The 23,230-nt window shown below is 65.0% G+C and carries 21 protein-coding genes and 1 pseudogene; 6 read left to right on the top strand and 16 right to left on the bottom strand.

Annotated elements, in window-relative coordinates; all coding sequences use genetic code 11:
- Together QBK88_RS07480 and QBK88_RS07475 are read right to left on the bottom strand one after the other, a co-directional pair.
- A complete protein-coding gene (locus QBK88_RS07480; RefSeq protein WP_277961549.1) occupies positions 1-765 on the bottom strand; it encodes a response regulator transcription factor in 765 nt (254 codons plus the stop codon).
- A 123-nt stretch (positions 766-888) separates the two neighbouring features.
- On the bottom strand, positions 889-1,359 hold the full coding sequence (locus QBK88_RS07475) for a prepilin peptidase (RefSeq protein WP_277961548.1): 471 nt from the start codon (positions 1,357-1,359) through the stop codon (positions 889-891).
- A 74-nt stretch (positions 1,360-1,433) separates the two neighbouring features.
- On the opposite strand from QBK88_RS07475, the gene QBK88_RS07470 reads away from it, so the two are divergent.
- Both QBK88_RS07470 and QBK88_RS07465 read left to right on the top strand, forming a co-directional pair.
- Positions 1,434-1,886: a TadE/TadG family type IV pilus assembly protein gene (locus QBK88_RS07470; protein WP_277961547.1), complete on the top strand. Its 453-nt coding sequence runs from the start codon at positions 1,434-1,436 to the stop codon at positions 1,884-1,886.
- Positions 1,883-4,561, top strand: a complete 2,679-nt coding sequence (locus QBK88_RS07465) for an ATP-binding protein (protein ID WP_445764905.1) — start codon at positions 1,883-1,885, stop codon at positions 4,559-4,561. The genes QBK88_RS07470 and QBK88_RS07465 overlap by 4 nt, the downstream gene beginning before the upstream one ends.
- Before the next feature lie 101 nt (positions 4,562-4,662).
- Here the strand turns inward: QBK88_RS07465 and QBK88_RS07460 are convergent, their stop codons facing one another.
- The 9 genes from QBK88_RS07460 to QBK88_RS07420 all read right to left on the bottom strand — a co-directional run bounded on the left by QBK88_RS07460 (position 4,663) and on the right by QBK88_RS07420 (position 12,793).
- Positions 4,663-6,558, bottom strand: a complete 1,896-nt coding sequence (locus QBK88_RS07460) for a pilus assembly protein TadG-related protein (RefSeq protein ID WP_277961546.1) — start codon at positions 6,556-6,558, stop codon at positions 4,663-4,665.
- Positions 6,559-6,634: 76 nt separating this feature from the next.
- Positions 6,635-7,198 (bottom strand): DUF4136 domain-containing protein, encoded by a 564-nt coding sequence (locus QBK88_RS07455; protein ID WP_277961545.1) that lies wholly within the window; start codon positions 7,196-7,198, stop codon positions 6,635-6,637.
- A gap of 110 nt (positions 7,199-7,308) precedes the next feature.
- Entirely contained in the window at positions 7,309-7,899 is a 591-nt protein-coding gene (locus QBK88_RS07450; RefSeq protein ID WP_277961544.1) for a DUF4136 domain-containing protein, read from the bottom strand.
- Between the two features lie 16 nt (positions 7,900-7,915).
- On the bottom strand, positions 7,916-8,665 hold the full coding sequence (locus QBK88_RS07445; protein WP_277961543.1) for a methyltransferase domain-containing protein: 750 nt from the start codon (positions 8,663-8,665) through the stop codon (positions 7,916-7,918).
- Entirely contained in the window at positions 8,662-8,967 is a 306-nt protein-coding gene (locus tag QBK88_RS07440) for a MazG-like family protein (RefSeq protein ID WP_277961542.1), read from the bottom strand. The genes QBK88_RS07445 and QBK88_RS07440 overlap by 4 nt, the downstream gene beginning before the upstream one ends.
- Before the next feature lie 103 nt (positions 8,968-9,070).
- Positions 9,071-9,676 carry a LysE family translocator gene (locus tag QBK88_RS07435; RefSeq protein ID WP_277961541.1) on the bottom strand — a complete coding sequence of 202 codons (606 nt, stop codon included), beginning with the start codon at positions 9,674-9,676 and terminating at the stop codon, positions 9,071-9,073.
- A gap of 19 nt (positions 9,677-9,695) precedes the next feature.
- Positions 9,696-10,535 (bottom strand): AraC family transcriptional regulator, encoded by an 840-nt coding sequence (locus tag QBK88_RS07430; RefSeq protein ID WP_277961540.1) that lies wholly within the window; start codon positions 10,533-10,535, stop codon positions 9,696-9,698.
- 51 nt (positions 10,536-10,586) lie between these two features.
- On the bottom strand, positions 10,587-11,441 hold the full coding sequence (locus tag QBK88_RS07425; RefSeq protein ID WP_277961539.1) for a MaoC/PaaZ C-terminal domain-containing protein: 855 nt from the start codon (positions 11,439-11,441) through the stop codon (positions 10,587-10,589).
- A 2-nt stretch (positions 11,442-11,443) separates the two neighbouring features.
- On the bottom strand, positions 11,444-12,793 hold the full coding sequence (locus QBK88_RS07420; RefSeq protein WP_277961538.1) for a 3-oxoacyl-ACP reductase: 1,350 nt from the start codon (positions 12,791-12,793) through the stop codon (positions 11,444-11,446).
- 121 nt (positions 12,794-12,914) lie between these two features.
- Here QBK88_RS07420 and QBK88_RS07415 point away from each other — a divergent pair, with 121 nt between their 5' ends.
- Entirely contained in the window at positions 12,915-14,192 is a 1,278-nt protein-coding gene (locus tag QBK88_RS07415) for an acetyl-CoA C-acetyltransferase (protein ID WP_277961537.1), read from the top strand.
- On the opposite strand, the gene QBK88_RS07410 is transcribed toward QBK88_RS07415, so the two are convergent.
- Positions 14,179-15,213, bottom strand: a complete 1,035-nt coding sequence (locus QBK88_RS07410; RefSeq protein WP_277961536.1) for a bile acid:sodium symporter family protein — start codon at positions 15,211-15,213, stop codon at positions 14,179-14,181. The two genes, QBK88_RS07415 and QBK88_RS07410, sit on opposite strands and share 14 nt — an antisense overlap.
- A gap of 88 nt (positions 15,214-15,301) precedes the next feature.
- Between QBK88_RS07410 and QBK88_RS07405 the strand changes: the two genes are divergently transcribed.
- Positions 15,302-16,090, top strand: coding sequence for an AraC family transcriptional regulator (locus tag QBK88_RS07405; RefSeq protein ID WP_277961535.1), 789 nt, complete (start codon positions 15,302-15,304; stop codon positions 16,088-16,090).
- 170 nt (positions 16,091-16,260) lie between these two features.
- Positions 16,261-17,229: an autotransporter outer membrane beta-barrel domain-containing protein gene (locus tag QBK88_RS07400; protein WP_277961534.1), complete on the top strand. Its 969-nt coding sequence runs from the start codon at positions 16,261-16,263 to the stop codon at positions 17,227-17,229.
- A gap of 174 nt (positions 17,230-17,403) precedes the next feature.
- Here QBK88_RS07400 and QBK88_RS30850 read toward each other — a convergent pair whose 3' ends face one another.
- Positions 17,404-18,132 carry a methyl-accepting chemotaxis protein gene (locus QBK88_RS30850; protein ID WP_445764908.1) on the bottom strand — a complete coding sequence of 243 codons (729 nt, stop codon included), beginning with the start codon at positions 18,130-18,132 and terminating at the stop codon, positions 17,404-17,406.
- Positions 18,133-18,261: 129 nt separating this feature from the next.
- Positions 18,262-19,194, bottom strand: a pseudogene (locus QBK88_RS30845) (cache domain-containing protein); the annotation flags it as partial.
- A gap of 453 nt (positions 19,195-19,647) precedes the next feature.
- Here QBK88_RS30845 and QBK88_RS07390 point away from each other — a divergent pair.
- Positions 19,648-20,541, top strand: coding sequence for a PA4780 family RIO1-like protein kinase (locus tag QBK88_RS07390; RefSeq protein WP_277961532.1), 894 nt, complete (start codon positions 19,648-19,650; stop codon positions 20,539-20,541).
- A gap of 97 nt (positions 20,542-20,638) precedes the next feature.
- Here QBK88_RS07390 and cueR read toward each other — a convergent pair whose 3' ends face one another.
- Positions 20,639-21,040: a Cu(I)-responsive transcriptional regulator gene (cueR, locus tag QBK88_RS07385; RefSeq protein WP_277961670.1), complete on the bottom strand. Its 402-nt coding sequence runs from the start codon at positions 21,038-21,040 to the stop codon at positions 20,639-20,641.
- A gap of 11 nt (positions 21,041-21,051) precedes the next feature.
- Positions 21,052-23,229, bottom strand: coding sequence for a heavy metal translocating P-type ATPase (locus tag QBK88_RS07380; RefSeq protein ID WP_277961531.1), 2,178 nt, complete (start codon positions 23,227-23,229; stop codon positions 21,052-21,054).
- Between the last annotated feature and the right edge of the window lies 1 nt (position 23,230).

The raw sequence follows: 23,230 nt of genomic DNA, 5'->3' as shown, positions 1-23,230 counted from the left end.
TCAGTGGTTGCCCGCGCGGCGCCGGTCGGGGGGCTGCGCCGGGCCCAGTGCCAACGCCAGTTGCGTGCGATTGTGCATGTGGGTCAGGCGCAGTACCTGGCTGACGTAGAGTTTGACGGTGTTTTCGGTGATGCCTAGCTCGCAGGCGATCTGGTAGTTGGTCTGGCCCTTGCCCACCAGTTGCGCCACAGCCAACTGGCGCGGGGACAAGCGGTCGAAGGCGGCTGGCACTGCGGCGGGCTCGGGGAAGGCGCTGGCGGGTGCCGGCCGCCGTGCCCGGTCAAGTTCGTGGTACAGCTCATCGATGGACTCGGCCAGGTACTGCAGTTTTTCGTTGAGGTGCCCCAGTTCCCGGTAGTGGGCCTGCTGCTCGGCGAGGTTGCGCTCATGGCGGTGCAGGCCTTCGAGCAGCTCGGCCAGGTCCAGGGGTTTCTGGTAATAGTCCACGAAGCCCTCGCGCAGGGCCTTGATCACGTCCTGCTTGTCGGCGCGGCCGGTCATCATGATCGGTTCGAACGGGCGCTGCCGGCCGCCCCGGCGCTTGAGTTCGCGGACCAGTTCGATACCGTCCATGTGCGGCATGTGCAGGTCGCACAGCACCAGGCCAATGCCCCCATGCTGCTCGAAGCACTCCAGCGCCTGCCAGCTGGTGAGCGCCGGTACACATTCGTAGCCGTTGCCCTGGAGGAATTCGCAGAGTTCTTCGACGGTGGCTGGCTGGTCGTCAACCACCAGCACCTTCATGGATGAAACGGGCATGTTCACGCGCAACTCCCTGTTGACAACCTGCTGAAGGTTGTGTCCCTGGCGGTCGCTGATGGCCCCGCGCCTGTATCTGAAAGTAGCCCTACTTTGTGACTATGTACATAGAGGGAGTGACGGCCCCGATCAGTGGATCCAGACTAGCGAAGCCAGGAAGCCGACCAGCAGGAAGGGCACGAACGGCGGCTTGGTGGACGGATCCGGCTCAAGGTTGTGCAGGCGTTTGCGCAGCTTGATGCTGAGGCGTTTCCACAGCCTGGGCCCCAGCCACGCCCAGGCGATCATGACCACCCCGGCGCCGATGAACGTTGCCAGCACATGGGCACGGTCACTGGCCAGGGCCAGGGCCCACAACAGCTTCACGTCACCGGCGCCCAGGCGCCCGGTCATGTAGCCCGGCAGCGTCAGCACCATGGCCACGGCCAGCGCCAGGCCGGCTTCCTCGACGGTGCCGCCCAGCCAGCTATGGCCGCTCAGGAACAGGAAGAAAAGCGCAAACAGGGCTCCGCCCAAGGTCAGTCCATTGGCAACCTGCCGCTGGCGGATGTCCTGTTCGGCGCAGAGGGTGAACCAGATCAGGAGTACTAGGCTTGGCATCCGGTAAAAAACGTCCCTTTTCGTCGAATGATTCTATGCTCTAACACAGGCGTACTGTCAGGGTAGACGCGATCATGCAAGCAGGCCTCCCCCATAAGCAAAAAGGTGCAGCGGCGATCGAATTCGCCATCGTGTTCATGATCTTTTTCGCCGCGTTCTACGCGGTGGTGGCCTACAGCTTGCCGTTGCTGATGATGCAGAGCTTCAACGAAGCCAGCGCCGAAGCCATCCGCCAGACCGTGGCTATCGACCCGACCACGGCAGGTACCGGTTACACCGCGCAGGTGAAGTCCACCGCTGTCACGGCGGTGACCACCGTGGTGAACAAGTGGCTGCCCACGGCCCTCAACTTCTCCTCCAGCAACGTCAGCGTCACCTACGCTGGCGCTGGCAACCTGCTGACGGTGACCATCAGCTACCCCAGCAGCAACCTCAACACCATCATGCCCTTCCTGACCTTGCCCGGCATCGGCCAAGTGCCTAACTTGCCCACCAACCTGACGGCCACGTCGAGCATGATGCTTTGAGCGCCGGCGACAAGTTGTTCGGCCGCTGGCGCGCCCAACCCGCGGTGGCGTTGCCGGTGCCCCTGGAGGTCGCCGCGCAAGTCACCAGCGGCCTCCAGGTGCTGCTCGACGGCCAAGGCCAGGTGCTGCGCCTGAGCGGCCCGCTGCGCCACCAACTGGCAGCCGCGGCGGACCGGCGCCTGGCCAGTTACCTGCAGCCCGATAGCCGCCTGGTGATCGAAGGCGAGCCGGCCGACTGGCAGGGCCAGACCCTGGACCTGCAATTCAAAGGTACCCAGGGCACCGTGCATACCCGCGGCTGGGTTCAGCATCAGGCCGATGGCTGGGTGCTGCAGGTGTTCGATGTGGGCGACCTGCTGGCCGAGCGCGGCCAGCAACAGGACCACGGGCAATCCCGGCGGCTGCTGGCCGAGATAGGCGAGCGCCTGCGCCTCAGCAGCCTGGAACGCCTGGACGAAGTCATCGCCGAGCAACTGCACAGCGTGGCCACCTACCTGCAATTGCCCGGCGCTGCCCTGCTGTTGCATGACCACGAGCGCGCGCAATGGCGGCTGCATGCCGATTGGCTGCGCCCGGGCGAACTGACCCTGTGGCCGGCCGAGGCGCGGCTCAGCCGTGGCCTGCACGGGCTGGACAGCCACACGGTGTTGGACACTGAACTGCTGGCACCCGCCCCTGCCTGCCTGGTGCCCTACCGCGAGAACCATGGCGTCGCGGCCTGGCTATTATGTGCACTGCCGCCCGGTGGCCTGTCGCCGCTGGTTCGCGAGCAAGGCCCGAGCCTGTTCGCGGCGTTGGCCGGCCCGGTGCTGGCACGCCTGGCCGAGCGCGGCCATCGCCACGAACTTGAGCGCCTGGAAACCTTGCAAGGCTTGATGGGCACCGGTTGGTGGGAGTTCTTCCCGGAGCGTGACGCCCTGCAACTGGCCCCTGGCCTGGCCGAGGCCTTGAAGGCGCCGCAGCAGCTGGCGCTACAGGACTGGCTGGCGCTGATCCACCCCGCCGACCGCGCCGAATTGCAGAGCCGCCTGCGCGACGTGCAACGCGGCCATGAGCTGATGCTCAGCGTGCGCCTGCACAACGTCGAGCCCCCGGCATGGTTTCGTATTCAAGGCCGGGTGCTGGAGGGCGACCGCATTCGCCGGGTAGTAGGCATGATGCTGGACATCAGCGACATCAAGAACCAGCAACAGCAGGCGGCCGCCGCCCACAAACGCCTGGACAACGTGATCGCCAGTTCGCCCGCGGTGATCTACGTGCAGCGCTATGCCGAGGGCGCCTTGCAACCGTCGTTCTTCAGCGACAGCCTGCGGCCGCTGTTGGGCTGGACCCTGGAAGACTGTCAGGATGGCGAACTGGCCCAGTGGGTACACCCCGATGACCGCGACGGTTATTTCCAGCGCACCCGCCAGTTGCTGCGTGAAGGCGCGGTGCGCAGCCGCTACCGCATGCGTGACCGCCAGGGCAATTACCACTGGCTGCTGGACGAAGCCCGCCTGTTGCGCGATGACCTGGGCATGCCGGTGGAAGCCGTGGGCCTGTGGCTGGATATCACCGAAGCCACTGTAGCCTCCGAACTGGTGCGCCAAAGCGAAGAGCGCTACCGCATTCTGGTCGAAGACTCGCCGGCCATGATCTGCCGCTACCGCCCGGACCTGACCCTGACCTTCGGCAACCAGCCGTTGGCGCGCTATCTGGAGTGCACCACCGAGCAACTGCCCGGCATCAACCTGGGCAACTGGCTGTCCAGCGAACAGCGCGAGGCTTTTCTCCAGCGCCTGGCAGGCCTGACGCCGCAGGCGCCGGTCAGCTCGGCCGAGATCAGCCTGCAACTGCCGGGCCGCGAGCATGCCTGGTGGGTGTGGTCGGACCGTGGCGTGTTCGATGAGCGCGGCCAGTTGATCGAGGTGCAGGCCGTGGGCCGCGACAACACAGAAGTACGGCGCACCCAGCAGCAGCTGACCCAGAGCGCGAAAATGGCGACCCTCGGCGAGATGGCCACCGGCCTGGCCCACGAGATCAACCAGCCGCTCAACGTGATGCGCATGGCCATCGTCAACGTGCTCAAGCGCTTGAGCAATGGCGACGTGCAGATCGACTACCTGCAAGACAAACTCAACCGCATCGATGCCCAGGTACAGCGGGCTGCCCGGGTGGTGGACCACATGCGGGTGTTCGGCAGACGCTCGGAAATCGAAATGCAGTTGTTCAACCCGAAACAGGCGGTGGAAGGTACCTTGTCGTTGCTCAGTGAGGGCATGAAGGGCAAGGGCGTGCAGCTGCGGGTACCGGAGATCGCCCTGGAAGTTGACGTGCGCGGGCACGTGGACCAGTTGGAGCAGGTGCTGATCAACCTCATGGTCAATGCCCGTGATGCGCTGCTGTCCAAGCGTGAAGGCAACCGCGACTTCGAGCCCTGGATCGAGACTACCGCCGAGGCGGACGACGAGCGCGTGCGCTTGTACGTGCAGGACAACGGCGGGGGTATTCCACCGCGCTTGCTGGAGAAAATCTTCGAGCCGTTTTTCACCACCAAGCCGGTGGGGGTAGGGACCGGGCTGGGGCTGTCGGTGAGCTATGGCATCATTGAAAACATGGGGGGGCGGTTGAGTGTCAGCAACACCGAGGAGGGGGCGCGGTTTTGTATCGAACTGCCCATCGCCAGGGCTGATTAAGGCGTGGTCTGCTTCCCGAGCTTCGCCCGGTCCCACATGGTAGTGCGACTGGCCATGTGGGACCGGGCGAAGCTCGCGAAGCGGGCCACGCAAACCTCAGATCAAAGCACCAGCTGCGCCCTGCCGCTTTGACACGTCAGGTTCGCCCCCACGGTGACGTTGGCCAGATCAATTCCCAGCAACGACAACAGGCTGTTGAGCAACGGGTCCACCAGTGAGCTGAGCAGGGAAACGATCGGCGCCAGTACCAACCCGACGACCGTGTTCACCAGGCCGCTGACCAGTGAAGTCAGCGCACTGAGCAGGTTGGGCGTGGTCGCCGCGTAGGAAATCAGGCTGATCCCGCTCAAAGTGCTGTTGAGGCTGTTGACCACATTGGTGGATGAAAAGGTGTAGTTCTGCGAGGCCAACCCAACGTTCGGCGGGTTGCTGTAGGTGTGGGTCTGAGAGCTGCCCGCCACGCTGCTGTTGACGGCCAGCCCCAGGCCTCCACCGCCATATGCGGTGCGGGTGCCGCAATTGAGCCCCAGTGCGCCGCACTGGGTGGTACCCACATCGAGCACGTTGAAGGGCGAGCTGGCGGTGGGGGTGGCGGACGAGAAAAAGCTGCTTGAATTGATATTGCCGATCACCACTGTGGCGGCCGAGGTGTTGGCTGCCACGGTCAGGCTTTTCTGCGAAGCGGCGCAGTTATAGCCCGTTACCCAACTGCTCGCGCCACCTGCATCGATGCCCACCCCCAGGTTTGCCCCGTCGGGCAGCAGTTTGACGTCCGTCAGTGTACAACCCAGCAGGCACAGCACTGGTTTGAGCAGTGTATTCAATGCCGACCCGAGCCCGTTGACCGTGTTGGTCAACGCGGTCACGGCGCTCAACTGCACCGACAACAGGATGCGCACCTGCGCCGTGCGCACATAAATGCGCCCGGTGCTGGTCGCATCCTTGGCGTACTGCGGGTTACCCACGGCGGAAAACTGCGGTGGCTCGATGATGCGGATCTGCGTACTCAACCCGGCCAGCCCCGGCACGCTCAGGTTGGTGCCCAGGTTGATGGCGTTGCTGCCCCCTGCGGCCTCGATGATGCTCTGCACCAGGGTCAGCAGTTGCAACGTGCCGTTCAACCCGGCGGTGGCAGACCCCGTGGTGGTCTGCAGCAGCGTGCCCAACTGCAGGGTGGTGGCATTGCCCAGTGCCGAAATCTGCCCCAGCGCAGTGGTCACGTCCACCCCCGCGCCACTTTGCGAGGCCAGGGTGGCCGCTGCCTGCACCAGGGTAGTCACGCTCAGGTTGGCATTGAGCAGCGTGTCATAGTCGCCCACGGTGAGCCCGGCAGTGATCGCCGCCTGGTTCAGGTAACTGAGCAGGTTGACGTCAGTGTTGAGTAGCCCGTTGTACTGGGCCACGCTGAGGTTCAGGCTGCCGCCCAGCAACCCCCCCAGCAGGCTGTTGAGCAGGGCTGATTGCGAACTGTCGACGGTTGCCAGTGCACTGCGGATGTTCAGTTGTGCCAGCGGGTTGCCCACATAGCCGGCGGTGGCCGTGGCATGCAGCGTCGTGGTGCTGCTGAAGGTGCCACCGGAGAACAGTGACCACAGGGCATTGGCGAAACTGCTGCTCACGCTCTCGCTGGCCACCACCTGAATGGCCTGGGTGGCGCTGGCGTTGGCAGTGAAGGCGCGCAGGTTGTTGCTGCCGGTGGCCAGGGTGCCACAGGTGACCGTCAGGGTGTTGCCATTGCCTGCCACGTAACCGTTGCGCGCTGCGCTGGCCGTGGCTTGGGTAAGGGCGCTGACGCCGGTGCCACTGCACACGGCATTCAGGTTGGAGGCTTCCAGGGCGGCGGTGTCGACCACGCGTTGCAACTGGCGCTTGTTCAGGTACAGCCGCCCGCTATCGATCACCAGTAGCATGAACAATAGCGCCATGCCCAGAGTGATGGCCGCCATCAGGCCGATGGCCCCCTGTTGCCGGTGCGGAAAAGCAAAGCGCGGGGCCATCTGGCACTCCTTGCCGACACTGTCACGTCCAGTGAATAGCATTGAGCGTAGCAGTTCGAAACGGCGACGCCCGGCGCTATTTAGGCGGGTAGTTGGCTAACACCTTGGTCACGGTTTTCTGGATCGCGGCGCTACGCTCGGCAGGGCTGGGCGGGTAGTTGTTCATGATCTGCTCGGAGCTGCCGCGCCATACCAGCTTGCCATCGTGGCCATCGAGCAGGTCTACCTGAATGGTCGCGACCTTGTAGTCGACGCTGCGGGTCTCGTTGTACATTGGCCCACCCCAGTAGCCGCCCCAGTAGCCACCCCAACCGCCACCATAATTGGTGGTGATCTGTTGCTGTCTGTTTTCCACGATCAGGTAGGTTTGCACGCTCAGGTCACCCCGGGCCCCGGCCGGCGCGGGGCGCAGGCCGCGCTGGTCCAGCTCGCTGGCCACGGCTTCGCGGATGCGCTGCTCGGTCAGGTCGCTCTTGATGCGCGGGTCATCGGGGCGGTACTGCAGCGCTGGGTCTTTCCAGCTCCAGCTACGGTAAGCGCCAAAATCGCGACTGGCGTCGTAGTCGCGGTTCACCTGGTTGCTTTCACAGGCGCTGAGCAGCAGCGCGGCCACAGACAGTAGTGCAAGGCGGCGGAACATGATGAGGTACTCCAGTTACCTAGGCTCTTTATGAAATACGTTCCAGGTCGGCCGTGCTGCGTTGAAAACAGGTGCGCCTTGCCTTCGCTGGAGTGCGTTTCATACAGACCCTAGCTCGGTGGGTAGGCCGTCAGGGCCTTGTTCACGGCGCTGCGCAGTGCATCGCCGCGTTGACTGCTGCTTCCCTGGCCGTCGGTTTCCGCGCTGGTGGTCCAGATGGGCTGGCCGGTGTTGCCATCGAACAGGGTAATCCTTACCACCATGACCTGCACTTCATAGGTGCGTACTACTGGAGGATAGCCTCCGTAAGGGCCATAGGGGCCGTAGCCATAACCCGGGTCGTAGTCCTCCTGGACCTGGCGCAGGCGTTTTTCCATGCGCACGTCGGTGCTTACCAGCAGGTCCGCCGGGCCGTTGCGGGCAGGGCGCAAGCCGCGTTGGTCGAGGCCTTCGCTCACGGCTTCGGCGATCTGGTCGGATTCGGCCACGGGGCTGCCGGGGGGCAGCTGGTGGTTGAACCAGGTCCAGCTGCGGTAACTGGCGAAGTCCCGCGGCGTGGCCGGGTACGCACTGCGGTCGAAGGTCTGCGCCGCCTGGGCCGGGGCCGGCGGCAGCGGGTTCGAGCTGGCGGTGTAGGGGTTGGGCGACTCGCAAGCCGCCAGGGCCAGGCACATCAGGCTTAAAGCTGTTCGGCGGTACATGGTGATCTCCACTGCGTCAGAGGGGACGGCAGATCCAGTGCAGGTAGCGGCCCAAGCCCGCGTAGGCCGGGTGGCGGCGGTGGGCCAGCTCCATTTCCAGCAGGTCCTCCAGCGCGGCCTTCTTCTGAAAGTCGACTGGCATGTAGTCGTGAAATACCCGTACACCGCTTCTGCTTTCGACCTGCCAGTGGCCGTCGAGTTGCGCTTGCAGTTCGCGCGGGTCCAGGGGTTTCTGCGGCGTCAGGCTCTGTTTTTCACCGGCCAGCTCGTTGCTGCGCAATTTGCGGAAATGCCCCTTGAGCAGGTTGCGGTACACCAGCGCGTCGCGGTTGTAGAACGCCAGCGACAGCCACCCGCCGGGTGCGACCAGGCGCTGCAGCACGGGCAGGAGTGTGAAGGGCTCGGCCAGCCATTCCAGCACGGCATGGCAGACCACCAGGTCGTAGGTCTCGGTCAACAGGCCCGGCAAGTCTTGCCAGGGTGCCTGGATGAACGTGGCGTCCAGGCCTGCCTCGGCAAAGCGCTGGCGAGCACCTTCGAGCATCGGCGCAGCGGGTTCGGTCACAGTCACCTGGTGGCCCTGCTGCGCCAGCCATAGCGACATGTGGCCCAGGCCGGCACCGATGTCCAGCACGCGCAGGGGCCGATGCGGCAGGGTTTCGGTCAGGTCGGCCTGCAGCACGGCCAGACGGATGGCGCCCTTGGCCCCGCCGTAGATCTTCTCGGCGAAGCGGGTCGCCAGCTCATCGAAGTGGCGGTCGCTCATTTGGCGAACCGCCGTTCGCTGTGGGCCAGCTTGGCGCGCACCACGGTTTCCATGTCCAGCCCCAGTTCGCTGCACAAAAGCAGCAGATAAAGGACGATGTCACCCACTTCCTGGCCGGCATGTTCCAGCTGGTCAGCGGGGAGCTGGCGCGACTGGTCTTCGCTCAGCCATTGAAAAATTTCCACCAGCTCGGCCATTTCGACGCTGGCGGCCATGGCCAGGTTCTTGGGGCTGTGGAAACCACGCCAGTCATTGTTATCGCGGATGCGATGCAGGCGTTCGGTCAGTTCTTCGAGGTTCATGGGGCTCTCCTGTGCCTGAAGCTTGGGGCGCAGGGGCGCGGGGCGCAAGAGCCACGATGATGAAAAACTGTATGGCGGCTGAAGCACAATCCAATCAAGTTAATCAGTGGGTCAACACGGCGGCCCAGCTGGAAGCCAACAACAGCACCGCCAACACCCGGTTCATGCGCTGCATCGCCTGCGGCGAACGCAACCAGCGCGCTGCACCTGTGCCCAGCACCGCCCAGCAGCCCATGCACGGCAACGACACCAGGAAAAACGCCAGCGCCAGCCAATGCACCGCCAGCCCCTGGGCACTGAACACGCTGACTACCGCCAACGCCATCATCCAGGTCTTGGGGTTGACCAGTTGCAGCCCGGCCGCACCGCCCAGCCCCAGGCGCCGGCCTTGATCGGCCTCGATGGCATGCCCCGGCGCGGCCCAGATCTTCCACGCCAGCCAGGTCAGCCAGGCCAGGCCCGCGACGGTCATGGCCAGTTGCACACCCGGCAGGGTCATCAGGGTGCGACCCAGCCCGGTACCGACGGCCAGCACGATCAGCGCCGCAGCGGCGCAGGCGCCGAAAATAACCGGCAGCACCGCGCGCAGGCCGAAACGCGCACTGTTGCTCAACACCAGCAGGTTGGTGGGGCCGGGGGTAATGGAGGCGACGAAGGCGAACAGCATGAAGGCGAGCATGGCAGGCTCCAGGAAGGGCAGGGCTGCCATGATCGACCTTGCGGCGTGTTCAGTCTGGAAGGTTTGAGCAGCGCTTGCGGTAGGCTGCCGGGGTCAGGCCATAGGCGCGCATGAACCAGCGGCCCAGGTGGCTCTGGTCGGCGAAGCCCAGGTCGGTGGCAACGTCCGCCACCCTTGCGCCACCGGCCAGCAGGCGACGGGCGCGGGCCAGGCGCAGTTGCACCAGATAGGCATGGGGCGGCAGGCCGAACGCGGCCTTGAAGGCACGGGTCAGGCGGAAACGATCGATGTTGCAGGCCAGCGCCAGCTCGTCCATGCCCAGGTCCCGGTGGCAGTGGGCATGCAGGTAATCGCGGGCACGCAGGGCCACCAATGGCAGGCGGGGGTCGGCATCCTGACGCTTGCGCCATTGCAGGTGGCTGGTCAGCCGTTCGACCAGACCGTCCAGGGCGCTCTGGCGCACGATGCGCAGCTCTTGGCCGTGCAACGCGCCGAAGGCGAACAACGCCGCATGGGCCAGGCGCGGGTCCTGGTTCAGGGTGTGGGCGAAGCTCAGTGCATGAGCCGCGGGTGCGTCCTCGAACAGGCCGGCCATCTCGCGTTCCAGCCAGTGCGGGTCCAGGTACAGCATGCGGTAGGTAAAGCCCGCCTCGTCGGGGGCCTCGCCATCGTGGATCTCGCCGGGTTCGAGCAGGAATATCTTTCCGGGCGTGCTGTCATGCCGGGTGCGCCGGCAGTTGAAGCGTTGCACGCCCTGCTCGGTGACGCCCACCAGGTAGCTGTCATGCCAGTGCGGGTCATAGGCATGGCCCTGGTAGAAATGGGCGCGCAGGGTTTCGATACCGGTCTCGCGGTCCTGGGCCAGGTCGATCCAATTGGAAGGGTTCATGGCCCAAGCTTATCGCGCGCGCGCCGGGGGCTGTCTAGAAGCTTTGTGCAGTCAGGCGACCGGTGACCACTGGCCCGCCATGTGCGACAGCTCCCCTTTGCCTTTGAGCTCGAATTGGCCGCTGGAGCCACCAGCGCTGGCCCACAGCACCACCTCACTGGGCAGGCGCACGGGTTTGCGAAACTGCACTTGAACCTCGATGTTGGCGGCCGGGAGTTGCTCGCGCAGCGCCGCCAGGGCTCGGGCCAGGCTGAACATGCCGTGGGCGATGGCGGCAGGGAAGCCGAACAGCCTGGCGCTGACGGCGCTGAGGTGAATGGGGTTGTAGTCGCCGGACACCTTGGCGTATTTGCGCCCGCAATCGCTACCGGCGTACCAGCGGGCCTGTTCGATCATCGGTGCCGCGCCGGCCTGTACCTCGGTGGCGACCGCGCCGTCCAGGTGCACGCCTTTGCACAGCATCACGCTGTCCTCTTCCCACAGCGGGCCCAGCGTGTCTTCGATGCGGGTCACCAGGCTGAACGTGGCGCCTTTCTCATGGGGTTGCAGGTTTTCCACATGCACGCTGGCATGGATCCGGCTCAAGCCACCCAAGGGCCGCAGCACGCGGATGCGGTTGCTCAGGTGCACCAGGCCCAACAACGGAAAGGGGAAGTCGTGGTCAGTGAGCAATTGCATCTGCAGGGCGAAGGCCATTACATGGGGATACGTCAGGGGCAACAGACTGCCACCGCCCAGGCCGCATACCTCGCGGTAATCGGCCAGGCGCTGGTTGTCCACCGCCAGCCAGGCACGCAGGCCCCTATCGGGCAACTGCTTGCCGCTGACCTTGCGCCGCAGCGCCGCCTTTGTGTACAGCCCCGACAGCGGGGCGACGCGGTCCAGGTCATGCCATTGAATGGTCATCGTCAGGCCCCCACCACGCTTTGCCCGCACACGCGCAGCACTTGGCCATTGACTGCGCCGCTGCCGGGCTGGGCCAGCCATGCCACTGCCTCGGCAACATCCTGGGGCTGGCCGCCCTGGCCCAGGGCGTTCATGCGCCGCCCGGCCTCGCGCAGGGCGAAGGGCATCTGCGCGGTCATGTGGGTTTCAATGAAACCGGGGGCCACGGCGTTGATGCTTGCGCCGCGCTCGGCCAGTTTCGGCCCGAATGCCTGGGCCAGGCCGATCAGGCCGGCCTTGCTGGCGGCATAGTTGGTTTGCCCGCGGTTACCGGCGATACCGCTGGTGGACGACAGCAACACCACCCGCCCGTTGTCGCGCAGCGTGCCGCTGTCGAACAGCGCCTGGGTCAGGCGGTGCGGGGCGTTGAGGTTGACTGCCAGTACCGAGTCCCAGTATTCCGGGGTCATGTTGACCAAGGTCTTGTCGCGGGTGATGCCGGCGTTGTGCACCACCACGTCGATGCCTTCCGGCAGGGCCTCAATCAGTTGCTGCGCAGCATCGGTGGCGCAGATGTCCAGGTCGATGGTGCGGCCACCCAGGCGTGCCGCCAGGGCATCGAGGTCTGCCTTGGCTTGGGGCACGTCCAGCAGGAACACCTCGGCGCCGTCACGGGCCAGGGTTTCAGCGATGGCGGCGCCGATACCGCGGGCGGCACCCGTGACCAGGGCTTTCTTGCCGGCCAGGGGCCGGGTCCAGTCGTTGACCTGCACGGCACAAAGCCCCAGGCGCACGACCTGGCCGTCCACATAGGCGCTTTTTGGCGACAGGAAGAAGCGCAGGGCGCCTTCCAGTTCGGCCTCCGCACCTTGTTCCAGTTGCAACAGTTGCAGGACACCGCCGCCGCGCAGTTCCTTGGCCAGCGAACGGCTGAACCCTTCAATCGCCTTCTGCGCGATGTGCGCGTCAGGCGCCAGGCCGTCGGGCACGCGGCCCAGAATCAGCAGGTGGGCGCTGGTGTCGAGGCTTTTGATCAGTGGCTGAAAAAATTCGCGCAGTTGCTTGAGCTGTTCGGTGTCGCTGATATGGCTGGCGTCGTACACCACTGCCTTGATCTTCGGGCCCAGCCCCGGTGTCCAGGCACTCAGGGTCGAGCCTTCGGTGGCGAAGGCGAAGGCGCTGTCGGTCAGGCGCGGGGCCAGTTCGGCCACCTGCTGGGCCAGCGGCCCGCCGCCCACCAGCAGCGCACCCTCTACCGGGCGCAGGCGTCCGGCCTGCCAGCGTTCCAGCCGGGCCGGGGTCGGCAGGCCCACGGCGCCCGCCAGGCGGCGGCCGATGTCGGAATTGGCGAAGTCGATATAACGGTCGGACATGGAACGCTCTCCGGCAGGTTGAGTTCAAAGTGTGGACCACGTTTGCGCCTCAGTCGTTCGTTTGGCGAATTTACGCCTAGGCTGTAAGCGCCTCTTCGCTCAGCCGCACAGGGAGTTTCACATGAATGCAGTGCGTCGGGTCGCCATCATTGGCGGCAACCGTATCCCCTTTTCCCGCGCCAATGGCCCTTATGCCCGGGCCAGTAACCAGGCCATGCTCACGGCCGCCCTGGAAGGCCTGATCGAGCGCTTCGGCCTGCACGGGTTGCGCATGGGCGAGGTAGCGGCCGGGGCGGTGCTGAAATTGTCCCGCGACTTCAACCTGACCCGTGAGTGCGTGCTGGGCTCGCGGCTTTCACCGCAGACACCGGCCTACGATGTCAGCCAGGCCTGTGGCACGGGGCTGGAAGCAGCATTGCTGGTGGCCAACAAGATCGCCCTGGGGCAGATCGAATGCGGTATTGCCGGTGGCGTGGACACCGCCTCCGATGCGCCCATCGCCGTCAGCGAAGGCATGCGCCAGATCCTGCTGCAGGCCAACCGCGCCAAGGGTACCGGGGACAAGGTCAAGGCCCTGCTGCAACTGCGCCCGCACCACTTCAAACCGGAACTGCCACGCAACGGCGAGCCGCGCACGGGGCTGTCCATGGGCGAGCATTGCGAGCTGATGGCGCAGACCTGGCAGATCAACCGGGACGACCAGGACCTGCTGGCCCTGCACAGCCACCAGAACATGGCCCGTGCCTATACCGACGGTTGGCACGATGACCTGGTGACGCCTTTCCTGGGCCTGACCCGCGACAACAACCTGCGCCCCGACCTGACCCTGGAAAAGCTCGCCAGCCTCAAACCGGTATTCGAACGCAGCGCCAAAGGCACACTGACAGCCGGCAACTCCACGCCGTTGACCGATGGCGCTTCGGTGGTGCTATTGGCCAGCGAGGAATGGGCCCAGGCCCGCGGCCTGCCGGTATTGGCCTACCTGCGCGATGGCGAGGCAGCGGCGGTAGACTTCGTCAAGGGCGACGAGGGCCTGCTGATGGCCCCGGCCTACGCGGTACCGCGCCTGCTGGCGCGCAACGGCCTGACCTTGCAGGACTTCGATTACTACGAGATTCACGAAGCGTTCGCGGCGCAGGTGCTGTGCACGTTGAAGGCCTGGGAAGACCCGGACTACTGCCGCACCCGCCTGGGCCTGGACGCGCCGCTAGGCGCTATCGACCGCAGCAAGTTGAACGTCAAGGGCAGTTCATTGGCGGCCGGCCATCCCTTTGCCGCCACCGGCGGGCGCATCCTGGCCAACCTGGCCAAATTGCTGGCCCAGACGGGTAGCGGCCGTGGGCTGATTTCCATCTGCGCCGCCGGTGGCCAGGGCGTGACCGCGATTATCGAGCGCTGACGGTTTCCTGCGCTTCGATCTCGGCCAGGGTCTGGGTCTTCTTGCGGTGCGAATAGCTTTCGGCGATCACCGAACAGACGATCAACTGCAGCGGATGGTAGATCATGATCGGCAGCAGGATCAGGCCCAGGCCGGGGTTGGCGCCGAAAATCAGCGCTGCCATGGGCGCCCCGGCCGCCAGGGATTTCTTGGTGGCGCAGAACACCGCCGCCACTTCATCGGCGTGGTTGAAACGCAGGGCCTTCGCGGTGCGGGTGGTCAGCACCAGGATCACCGCCAGCAGGATCGCGGTGCCGACGAAAGCCGTGACCAGCACACTGTCACCCTGCTGCTGCCACATGCCCGACACCATCGAGTTGCAGAACGCTGCGTACACCAGCAACAGAATCACCACTTTGTCGATGATGTTGGTGTAGCGCTTGTAGCGGGCGAAGAACTTGCCCAGCAGCGGGCGCAGCAGTTGGCCCAGCACCAGGGGCAGCAACAGCATGGCGCACAGGTCGAGCAGGGTCTTGCCCAGGTCGATGCCGCCGCTACCGGTGCCGACTACCAGGCTCACCAGCCAGGGCGTGATGAAAATGCCCAGGACGCTGGACAGGCTGGCGTTTAGAATCGCCGCCGGCACATTGCCGAAGGCGCTGCCCGTGAGGGCGACCGAGGAGGAAATGGTCGACGGCAGGGCGCACAGGTAGAAGAACCCCAGCATTAGCGTCGGCGACACGAAATGGCCGAACAGCTTGTCGCAAGCCAGCCAGATCAGCGGGAACACCACGAAGGTGAACACCTGCACCATGACGTGCAGGCGGGTGTTCTTCAGGCCGTGGCGAATCTGCTCGCCCGACAGGTTGATGCCGTGCATGAAGAACACCACGAACACCCCGGCATTGATCACCACTTCGGCGTGCATCGAGCCACCGCTGGCGCCGAAGCGGGGGAAGAAATAGGCCAGCAAGGTGGCCAGGAACATGCCCAGCAGGAACCAGTCGGTGACCACGCGTTTAAGGTGTTTGAGAGCTTGCATAACAGGATCCTGCGAACGGATTTGTAATCATTGGTCACAGAGATTACCGTGAGCAATCCTCTGCCGTCTTGCGACATAAGGCCAACCGATGCCGACTAACGGACAAACCGGCCTGCCACGCCGAATTCCCGAACTCACGCGCCTGCCACGCCCCCTGTATGCCCGGGCCGAAAGCCTGAGCGCCGGCTCCTGGACCCCACCCCACGCCCATGACTGGGTGCAGTTTTCCTACGCGATCAGCGGTGTGCTGGGCGTGCACAGCGCCGAGGGCAGCTTCTTCGCACCGCCCCAATGGGGCGTGTGGATACCTGCCGGCCTGGAACACGAAGTGGTGACCTCCATGCGCGCTGAAATGCGCAGCCTTTATGTGCGCCGCGAGGATTGCCCGTGGGCCTCGTCACGCTGCCGGGTACTGGAAGTGACGCCGCTGGCGCGGGAGCTCATCAAGGGTTTTTGCCAATTGCCGGTGGAGTACCCCGAAGGCGACACCGCCGAGGCGCGGCTGGTGCAGGTGCTGCTGGACCAGCTGGCCAGCTTGCCGGAAGTAGGCTTCTCGTTGCCGTTGCCTCGGCACCCGCGGTTGCTGGCCTTGTGCAATGAACTGATCGAGAACCCCGAGCTGGCCGTGACCCTCAGCGACTGGGCCAGCCGCATGGGCACCTCCGAGAAAACCCTGATGCGCCTGTTCCAGCGTGAAACCGGTTTGAGTTTTCGTGGCTGGCGCCAGCGTATGCGCTTGTTGTCTTCGCTGGACACGCTGGAGCAGGGGCACAGCGTGACCACGGCGGCGTTGTCCAGCGGCTATGACTCGACCTCGGCGTTCATCGCTGCGTTCAAAGGCTTGTTCGGTACTACCCCGGGTGAGTTGTTCCGCTAGCCAGCCCATGTGGATCGGGGTGTTTTCTATTTTCCTACGGCGTGGTAACGCACTTTCCTTCGTGCAGCACAGCCCTATCAGGCAGCCACTGCTGTCTGCGTCCTAATTCCATGCCCCTTCTTCCCTAGTAGCGTGTTCAAGCCAACAGCACCAACTAAGGAAGGTTGAACATGAACAAGCATTTTTCCCTCGCCATTCTGGCGACTACCGCGGTCATCGCCAGCCAGGCTGCACTGGCTGAATACCCGGGCGAGCGCGCCAGCCTGGCAGCCGCCAGTGCCGGTACCCAGGCCTGGTACGGCGAGCTTTCGGGCATCCGCGGGCGGTTTGACGAACTGCGCAACCAGGGTGGTCCGGAAGGCGTCTGGGTGCGAACCCTGAACAGCAAGTCGCGGGTGTCGCCCGGCAGCGGTGCTGATTACACCCAGCGTCAGGGTGGCTTCACCCTGGGCGTGGACGCCAGCCTGAGCGAAGAAGCACGGGTAGGCCTGATGGGCGGTTACAGCCGGTCGAACCTCAGCATGAAGGGGCCCGACAGCGCTTACCTGTCCAGCTATTTTCTGGGCGCCTACGGCACCTGGATGAACCGGGAAGGCTACTACGTGGATGGCCTGGTCAAGGCCAATCAACTGCGCAATGACCTGTCGTCCCACTACGCCGGTCATCGAATCAAGGGGCAGTACCGCAACCTGGCGCTGGGCGCTTCGGTGGAAGGTGGCAAGGTCATTGGCCTGGATGACGGCTGGTACGTGAAACCGTTCGGGCAGATGTCAGCCGTGGCCCTGCAGGGCAAGGAGCATGAGCTGAACTACGGGTTGGGTGCCCATGCCGAAAACAGCCATTCCATGCTGGGCAAGGCTGGGCTGCAAGTGGGCCGTAACCTCATGACGGCAGACGGCGGCCTGATGCAGCCTTACGCCCGGTTGGCTTACGCGCGCGAGTTCGCCGACACCAATGAAGTTCAGGTTCACGACCGGCTCTACCGCAATGACATGGCCGGTGGCCGTACCGAATACGGCATTGGCCTGGTGGCCCAGGTGGCCGAGCGCGTGCAGTTGAACGCCGACATGGAGTACGCCAAGGGCAAGCGTGTCGAACAGCCGTACGGGCTGAACTTCGGCATGCGTTACGCCTTCTGAGCCCGAGGCCTTGTAGCAGCGGACCCGGCCGCGTCGGCGGCCCATGCGATACCCCAGACACTGCGCGTTGCCCCTGACGCGGTCAGGTCCGCTGCTACGCAGCCTTGTAGCAGCGGACCTGGCCGCGTCGGCGGTACGTGCGGTGCACCTGATACGGCGCGCCACCAGGGCGCCTCAGGTCCTGAACCGCCGCACCAATGCATCCAGCTCGTTGGACAGCCCCGCCAGGCTGTGGGAATCGTTGCGCGCGGTATTGGCCAGTTCGGCCACCAGTTGCGCATCGCCATGGATCTGACTGATATGCCGGTTGATATCCTCGGCCACCTGATGCTGTTCCTCCGCCGCAGTAGCGATCTGCGTGTTCATGTCGCGAATCACGTCCACCGACTCGCGAATCTGCCCGAAGCTCGACCGCGCCTGGCCGATGCGTTCCACCGACTGCTGCGACACCTCAAGGCTGGCATGCATCTGCTGCGCCACCTGGCTGGTGCGCTGCGCCAGGGTGCCCAGCAGCCCGTCGATTTCCGCCGTTGAGTCGGCGGTGCGCTTGGCCAGTGCCCGCACCTCATCGGCCACCACGGCAAAACCTCGGCCCTGCTCGCCAGCCCGAGCCGCCTCGATGGCCGCGTTGAGCGCCAGCAGGTTGGTCTGCTCGGCGATGGAGCGAATGGTGCCCAGGATCGACTGGATATCGTTGCTGTCACGCTCCAGTTGCGCGATGGACAGGGCCGACTGCTCGATCTCCTGGCTCAGGCGGTCGACGCTGTTCACCGCCGCATCAATCTGTTGCTGGCCTTCGCGTGCCTGGCGCTGACCGCTGTCGGCGGAGTCGGCGGCCTGGCTGCAAGACCGCGCCACCTCGTTGGCGGTGGCGACCATTTCATGGAACGCGGTGGAGACCATGTCCACCGCCTCGCGCTGGCGCCCCGCGGCGTCAGCCATGTTGGCCGAGACCTGCGTGGAGTTGGCAGAACTGGCGAGGATCTTCGCCGCCGCGCCGCCGATATGCTGTATGAGGCTGCGGATGGCTCCCAGGAACTGGTTGAACCAGTTGGCCAGTTGCGCGGTTTCGTCGTTCCCGCGAATGGTCAGGCTCTGTGTCAGGTCGCCTTCGCCCTGGGCAATGCCTTCCAGGCCACTGGCCACGCTGCGAATCGGCCGCACGATCAGGGTGGCGAAGCTGGCGCCCACCACGGCGAAGATGATTGCCAGCACCGCGGCGATGCCGCCAATCAGCCAGGTCAACTGGGTAGCCGAGCTCATCACTTCGCTCTGCTTGATCAGGCCGATGAAGGTCCAGCCCAGTTGCTCCGAGGGCCAGACGTTGGCCATGTAGCGTTCGCCATTGATCTGCACCTCCACCAGCCCCTTGCCGGCCTTGGCCAGTTGGGCATACCCCTCGCCAAGGTCACCCAGCGGTTTGAAGTTGTGTTCTGGCTGCTTGGGGTCCACCAGTACCGTCCCGTCGCGCTCCATCAGCATCAGGTAGCCGCTTTCACCCAGCTTGATCTGCTTGACGATTTCGGTCAGGCCCTTGAGCGACACGTCGATGTTGACCACCCCACCCTGGCTGCCCAATTGGTTGGCCACGGCGCGCACGGTGCTCACCAGCACGGCGTCGTCGCCTGCCCAGTAATAGGCCGAGGTGCGCAGGGTTTTCCCGGGGTTGGCCATGGCGGTCTTGTACCAGGGGCGCTGGCGCGGGTCGTAGTTGGCCATTTTCGGGTCGCCAGGCCAGAAGGCATAGCCGCCGGCGCTGGTGCCGTACGACACGTAGGAATAGTTGGGGTGGCTGGCCGCCAGGCTGGCGAAGAAGTCGAACAGTTGCTTGTCCTTCTCGCCCATGGGGACGTCAGGGGCGTTGGCACCCATGTAGTTCTTGATGCTGGCATCGGCGTCCTTGACCAACCGGTGCGAGGCCAGGAAATCGACGTTCTGGCTGATACCGTCGAAGAACAGCTGCATGGCGTTGGCCACCTGGCGGATCTCGCGGCTGCTGCCGTCGACGAACCCCGTGCGCGCATCGCTGCGCAGGTTGACGATGACCAGTGTGGCGACCACTACGATGGGCAGGCACGCGATCACCGCGAACGCCCAGGTCAGTTTCTGTTTGATGTTCATCCGCGCTCCACAAGCTTTTTTATTTATAAAAGGGGCAGTTCATCGAAAACAAAAAGGTGCAGCTCAGGCGTTATGGGTATCAGGGGCCTGTGGTGTCATTGTCGGCTGGTATACCAGAAAATTGAGCTGAATTTTCGAGGCGCCGCGGGTCAAACGCTTCAGCGGTCAAAACTGCTTACAGTGCCTGGCATTGCCTTTGCTCGGGAAAAGTCGGCATTGTGGCGTCACTGTGAGAGGATGGCCGCAGAACGAGTGCATTCCGCGTGTTTGGTAACAAAGGACCCACAATAAAAGCTGATGAAGACTCCAAAACGCATTGAACCCCTGATCGAAGACGGTCTGGTCGACGAGGTGCTGCGCCCACTCATGAGTGGTAAAGAGGCAGCGGTCTATGTGGTGCGCTGTGGCAAAGAGCTGCGCTGTGCCAAGGTCTACAAGGAGGCGAACAAACGAAGTTTTCGTCAGGCGGCCGAGTACCAGGAAGGCCGCAAGGTGCGTAACAGCCGCCAGGCCCGGGCCATGGCCAAGGGCTCCAAGTTTGGCCGCAAGGAAGCCGAAGAAGCCTGGCAGAACGCCGAAGTGGCGGCATTGTTCCGCCTGGCCAGTGCGGGCGTGAGGGTGCCCAAGCCGTTCGACTTCCTCGAAGGCGTGCTGCTGATGGAGCTGGTGGCCGACGAATACGGCGATGCAGCGCCACGGCTCAATGACGTGGAACTGGACCCGGAACAGGCGCGCGAGTACCACGAATTTTTGATACGCCAGATCGTGCTGATGTTGTGCACTGGCCTGGTGCACGGTGACCTGTCGGAGTTCAACGTGTTGCTGGGCCCGGACGGGCCGGTGATCATCGACCTGCCCCAGGCGGTGGATGCGGCGGGCAACAACCACGCGTTCAGCATGCTGGAGCGTGACGTGGGCAACATGGCCAGCTATTTCGGCCGTTTCGCCCCTGAGTTGCGCGACACCCGTTACGCCCGGGAAATGTGGGCGTTGTACGAGGAAGGCAAACTGCACCCTGCCAGCGTGTTGACCGGGCAGTTCGCCGATGACGACACCGAGGCTGACGTCAACAGCGTCATCCGCGAGATCGAAGCAGCCCGCCTTGACGAAGTCCGCCGCCAGGCGGCGCGCAAGGCCGACGACGCCCCCCCGGCCAAGGCCGAGGAACCACCGCCGCCCTGGTTGCAATAACCAGGCAGAGCGCCTGAGCCCCTGCGGGCCCGGGCGACGCTCGCTTTCCGAGCTTCGCCCGGGCCCGCAGGGGAGGGGCGTGAACAGCTGCGGTTCATCAGTGACAACAGCCACCCGAAGCCAGGTCCGCGAGGATCGGGCAGTCGGGCCGGTCATTGCCCTGGCAGTGCGACGCCAGGTTCTGCAAGGTATCGCGCAACCCCGTGAGTTCGGCGATGCGCCGGTTCAAGTCGTCGATATGCCGGTGGGCCAGCGCCTTGACGTCGGCGCTCGCGCGCCCTCGGTCTTGCCACAGGGTCAGCAACTGCGCCACTTCTTCCAGGGAAAAGCCCAGGTCCCGCGAACGCTTGATGAACGCCAGGGTATGCAGGTCGTCATCCTGGTACAGGCGGTAGCCGCTGTCGGTGCGCAGGGCGGGTTTGAGCAGCCCGATGGACTCGTAGTAGCGGATCATCTTCGCGCTGAGGCCACTGTGCCGGGCCGCCTGGCCGATATTCATGTTCATGGGGGTCATTCCTTCTCAGGCTTCCAGGTCTTGACCAGCAAGGCGTTGCTGACCACACTGACACTGGACAGGGCCATGGCCGCGCCAGCCAGCACCGGGTTGAGCAGCCCGAAGGCGGCCAGCGGAATGCCGATCAGGTTGTACACGAAAGCCCAGAACAGGTTCTGGCGAATTTTCGCATAGGTGCGCCGGCTGATGTCCAGTGCCGCCGGCACCAGGCGCGGGTCGCCACGCATCAGGGTAATGCCTGCGGCCTGCATGGCCACGTCGGTGCCGCCGCCCATGGCAATGCCGATGTCAGCGGCGGCCAGCGCCGGGGCATCGTTGATGCCGTCACCGACCATGGCCACCACGCCGTCGGTCTTCAGGCGCATCACCGTGGCGGCCTTGTCGGCTGGCAGTACCTGGGCATGCACGTCGGCGATGCCCAGGGCGTCGGCCACCACCCGGGCGCTGCCCTGGTTGTCGCCGGTGAGCAGGTGGCTACTGATGTGGCGTGCCGCCAATTGCGCCACCGCATCACCCGCACCGGGCTTGAGGCTGTCACCAAAAGCCAGCAGGCCCAGCACACGCGGCTGCGCGCCTTGCTCCAGCAGCCATGACAGGGTACGCCCTTCGGCTTCCCAGGCCTGGGCGTCGGCCAGCAGCACGCCGCCGTCCAGGCCCAGGTCGTGCAGCAGGCGTTGGTTGCCGAGGGCCAGCGAGTGGCCCTCTACGGTTCCGGTGATGCCACGGCCGCCCAAGGCCTGTACGTCCTGGGCGCTTTGCACGCTGATACCGCGTTGCTCGCAGGCCTGCAGCACGGCATGGGCCAGCGGGTGCTCGCTGCCGCGTTGCAGGCTGCCCGCCCTTTCCAGCACGCGGGTGTCGTCGCCGGCCATGGCCTTGAGGTGCACCAGTGTCGGGCTGCCGGAGGTCAGGGTGCCGGTCTTGTCGAACACCACGCGGGTCACGGCATGGGCGCGCTCCAGGGCGTCGGCGTCCTTGATCAGAATACCGTGGCGCGCCGCGGCGCCGGTACCCGCCATGATCGCCGCGGGGGTGGCCAGGCCCAAGGCGCAAGGGCAGGCGATCACCAGCACGGCCACGGCGTTGATGATGGCCGCTTCCAGCGGCGCACCCTGTAGCCACCACCCGACCAATGTTGCCAGCGCCACGACCAGTACCACGGGGACAAACACCTGGCTCACCCGGTCCACCAGTTTCTGAATTGGCGCCTTGGCGGCCTGAGCGTCTTCCACCAGGCGAATGATTTTGGCCAGCACGCTTTCGCCGCCCAGCGCCGTGGCCTCTACCACCAGGCGCCCCTCGCCGTTGATGGCACCGCCGATCACCCGGTCGCCTGCCTGTTTGGGCACTGGCAGGCTTTCGCCGCTGATCAGCGACTCATCGGCGTGGCTACGGCCTTCCAGCACATGGCCGTCGACGGCAAAGCGTTCGCCAGGGCGCACCACCACCTGGTCACCCAGGCGCAATTGACCGATGGCCACCTCGTGCTCAACGCCATCGCGCAAACGCATCGCGCGTTCCGGGCGCAGTTGCTCCAGTGCGCGGATGGCTGTGGCCGTCTGGCGCTTGGCCCGGCTTTCCAGGTGTTTGCCCAGCAGCACCAGGGCGATCACAACTGCCGAGGCCTCGAAATACAGGTGCGGCATGCTCCCGCTGGGGGCACGTGCCCATTCGTACAGGCTCAAGCCGTAACCCGCGCTGGTACCCAAGGCTACCAGCAGGTCCATGTTGCCCGCCTTGGCGCGTACGGCCTTGAAAGCAGCCACGTAAAAACGGGCGCCCAGAATGAATTGCACGGGGGTGGCCAGCGCCCATTGCAGCCAGGCTGGCAACATCCAGTCCAGCCCCAGGGGCTGCACCAGCATCGGCGCCACCAGCGGAAGGGCCAGCAGCAGGGCGGCGGCCAGGGCCAGGCGCTCGCGGTGCAGCGCCGGTGCGGGGTCGGCAGGCGGGGTGTCGGGAAGGCTGGCGTTGTAGCCGGCCTTTTCCACGGCGGCGATCAGGCGCGCCGGGTCCAGGGCTGCCGACAACTCAACGTGGGCACGCTCGCTGGCCAGGTTCACGCTGGCCTGCTTCACCCCGTCCACTTTGTTCAGGGCACGCTCGACGCGGCCTGCGCAACTGGCGCAGGTCATGCCACTGATGGGCAATTCGAGGGTAAGGGCATTGGGCATG

It is taken from the genome of Pseudomonas sp. RIT-To-2, assembly GCF_029623465.1.
Lineage (GTDB): Bacteria > Pseudomonadota > Gammaproteobacteria > Pseudomonadales > Pseudomonadaceae > Aquipseudomonas > Aquipseudomonas silvicola.
Note: the sequence above shows the minus strand (reverse complement) of the source record. Positions and strands in the feature narration are given on the sequence as shown.

What these genes read in the sequence shown, in the direction of transcription:
- QBK88_RS07475 (WP_277961548.1), bottom strand. Translation starts at nt 1,359, where the DNA reads ATGCCAAGCCTAGTACTCCTGATCTGGTTCACCCTCTGCGCCGAACAG.
- QBK88_RS07470 (WP_277961547.1), top strand. Translation starts at nt 1,434, where the DNA reads ATGCAAGCAGGCCTCCCCCATAAGCAAAAAGGTGCAGCGGCGATCGAA.
- QBK88_RS07460 (WP_277961546.1), bottom strand. Translation starts at nt 6,558, where the DNA reads ATGGCCCCGCGCTTTGCTTTTCCGCACCGGCAACAGGGGGCCATCGGC.
- QBK88_RS07455 (WP_277961545.1), bottom strand. Translation starts at nt 7,198, where the DNA reads ATGTTCCGCCGCCTTGCACTACTGTCTGTGGCCGCGCTGCTGCTCAGC.
- QBK88_RS07450 (WP_277961544.1), bottom strand. Translation starts at nt 7,899, where the DNA reads ATGTACCGCCGAACAGCTTTAAGCCTGATGTGCCTGGCCCTGGCGGCT.
- QBK88_RS07445 (WP_277961543.1), bottom strand. Translation starts at nt 8,665, where the DNA reads ATGAGCGACCGCCACTTCGATGAGCTGGCGACCCGCTTCGCCGAGAAG.
- QBK88_RS07440 (WP_277961542.1), bottom strand. Translation starts at nt 8,967, where the DNA reads ATGAACCTCGAAGAACTGACCGAACGCCTGCATCGCATCCGCGATAAC.
- QBK88_RS07435 (WP_277961541.1), bottom strand. Translation starts at nt 9,676, where the DNA reads ATGGCAGCCCTGCCCTTCCTGGAGCCTGCCATGCTCGCCTTCATGCTG.
- QBK88_RS07430 (WP_277961540.1), bottom strand. Translation starts at nt 10,535, where the DNA reads ATGAACCCTTCCAATTGGATCGACCTGGCCCAGGACCGCGAGACCGGT.
- QBK88_RS07425 (WP_277961539.1), bottom strand. Translation starts at nt 11,441, where the DNA reads ATGACCATTCAATGGCATGACCTGGACCGCGTCGCCCCGCTGTCGGGG.
- QBK88_RS07420 (WP_277961538.1), bottom strand. Translation starts at nt 12,793, where the DNA reads ATGTCCGACCGTTATATCGACTTCGCCAATTCCGACATCGGCCGCCGC.
- QBK88_RS07415 (WP_277961537.1), top strand. Translation starts at nt 12,915, where the DNA reads ATGAATGCAGTGCGTCGGGTCGCCATCATTGGCGGCAACCGTATCCCC.
- QBK88_RS07410 (WP_277961536.1), bottom strand. Translation starts at nt 15,213, where the DNA reads ATGCAAGCTCTCAAACACCTTAAACGCGTGGTCACCGACTGGTTCCTG.
- QBK88_RS07405 (WP_277961535.1), top strand. Translation starts at nt 15,302, where the DNA reads ATGCCGACTAACGGACAAACCGGCCTGCCACGCCGAATTCCCGAACTC.
- QBK88_RS07400 (WP_277961534.1), top strand. Translation starts at nt 16,261, where the DNA reads ATGAACAAGCATTTTTCCCTCGCCATTCTGGCGACTACCGCGGTCATC.
- QBK88_RS30850 (WP_445764908.1), bottom strand. Translation starts at nt 18,132, where the DNA reads ATGGTCTCCACCGCGTTCCATGAAATGGTCGCCACCGCCAACGAGGTG.
- QBK88_RS07390 (WP_277961532.1), top strand. Translation starts at nt 19,648, where the DNA reads ATGAAGACTCCAAAACGCATTGAACCCCTGATCGAAGACGGTCTGGTC.
- cueR (WP_277961670.1), bottom strand. Translation starts at nt 21,040, where the DNA reads ATGAATATCGGCCAGGCGGCCCGGCACAGTGGCCTCAGCGCGAAGATG.
- QBK88_RS07380 (WP_277961531.1), bottom strand. Translation starts at nt 23,229, where the DNA reads ATGCCCAATGCCCTTACCCTCGAATTGCCCATCAGTGGCATGACCTGC.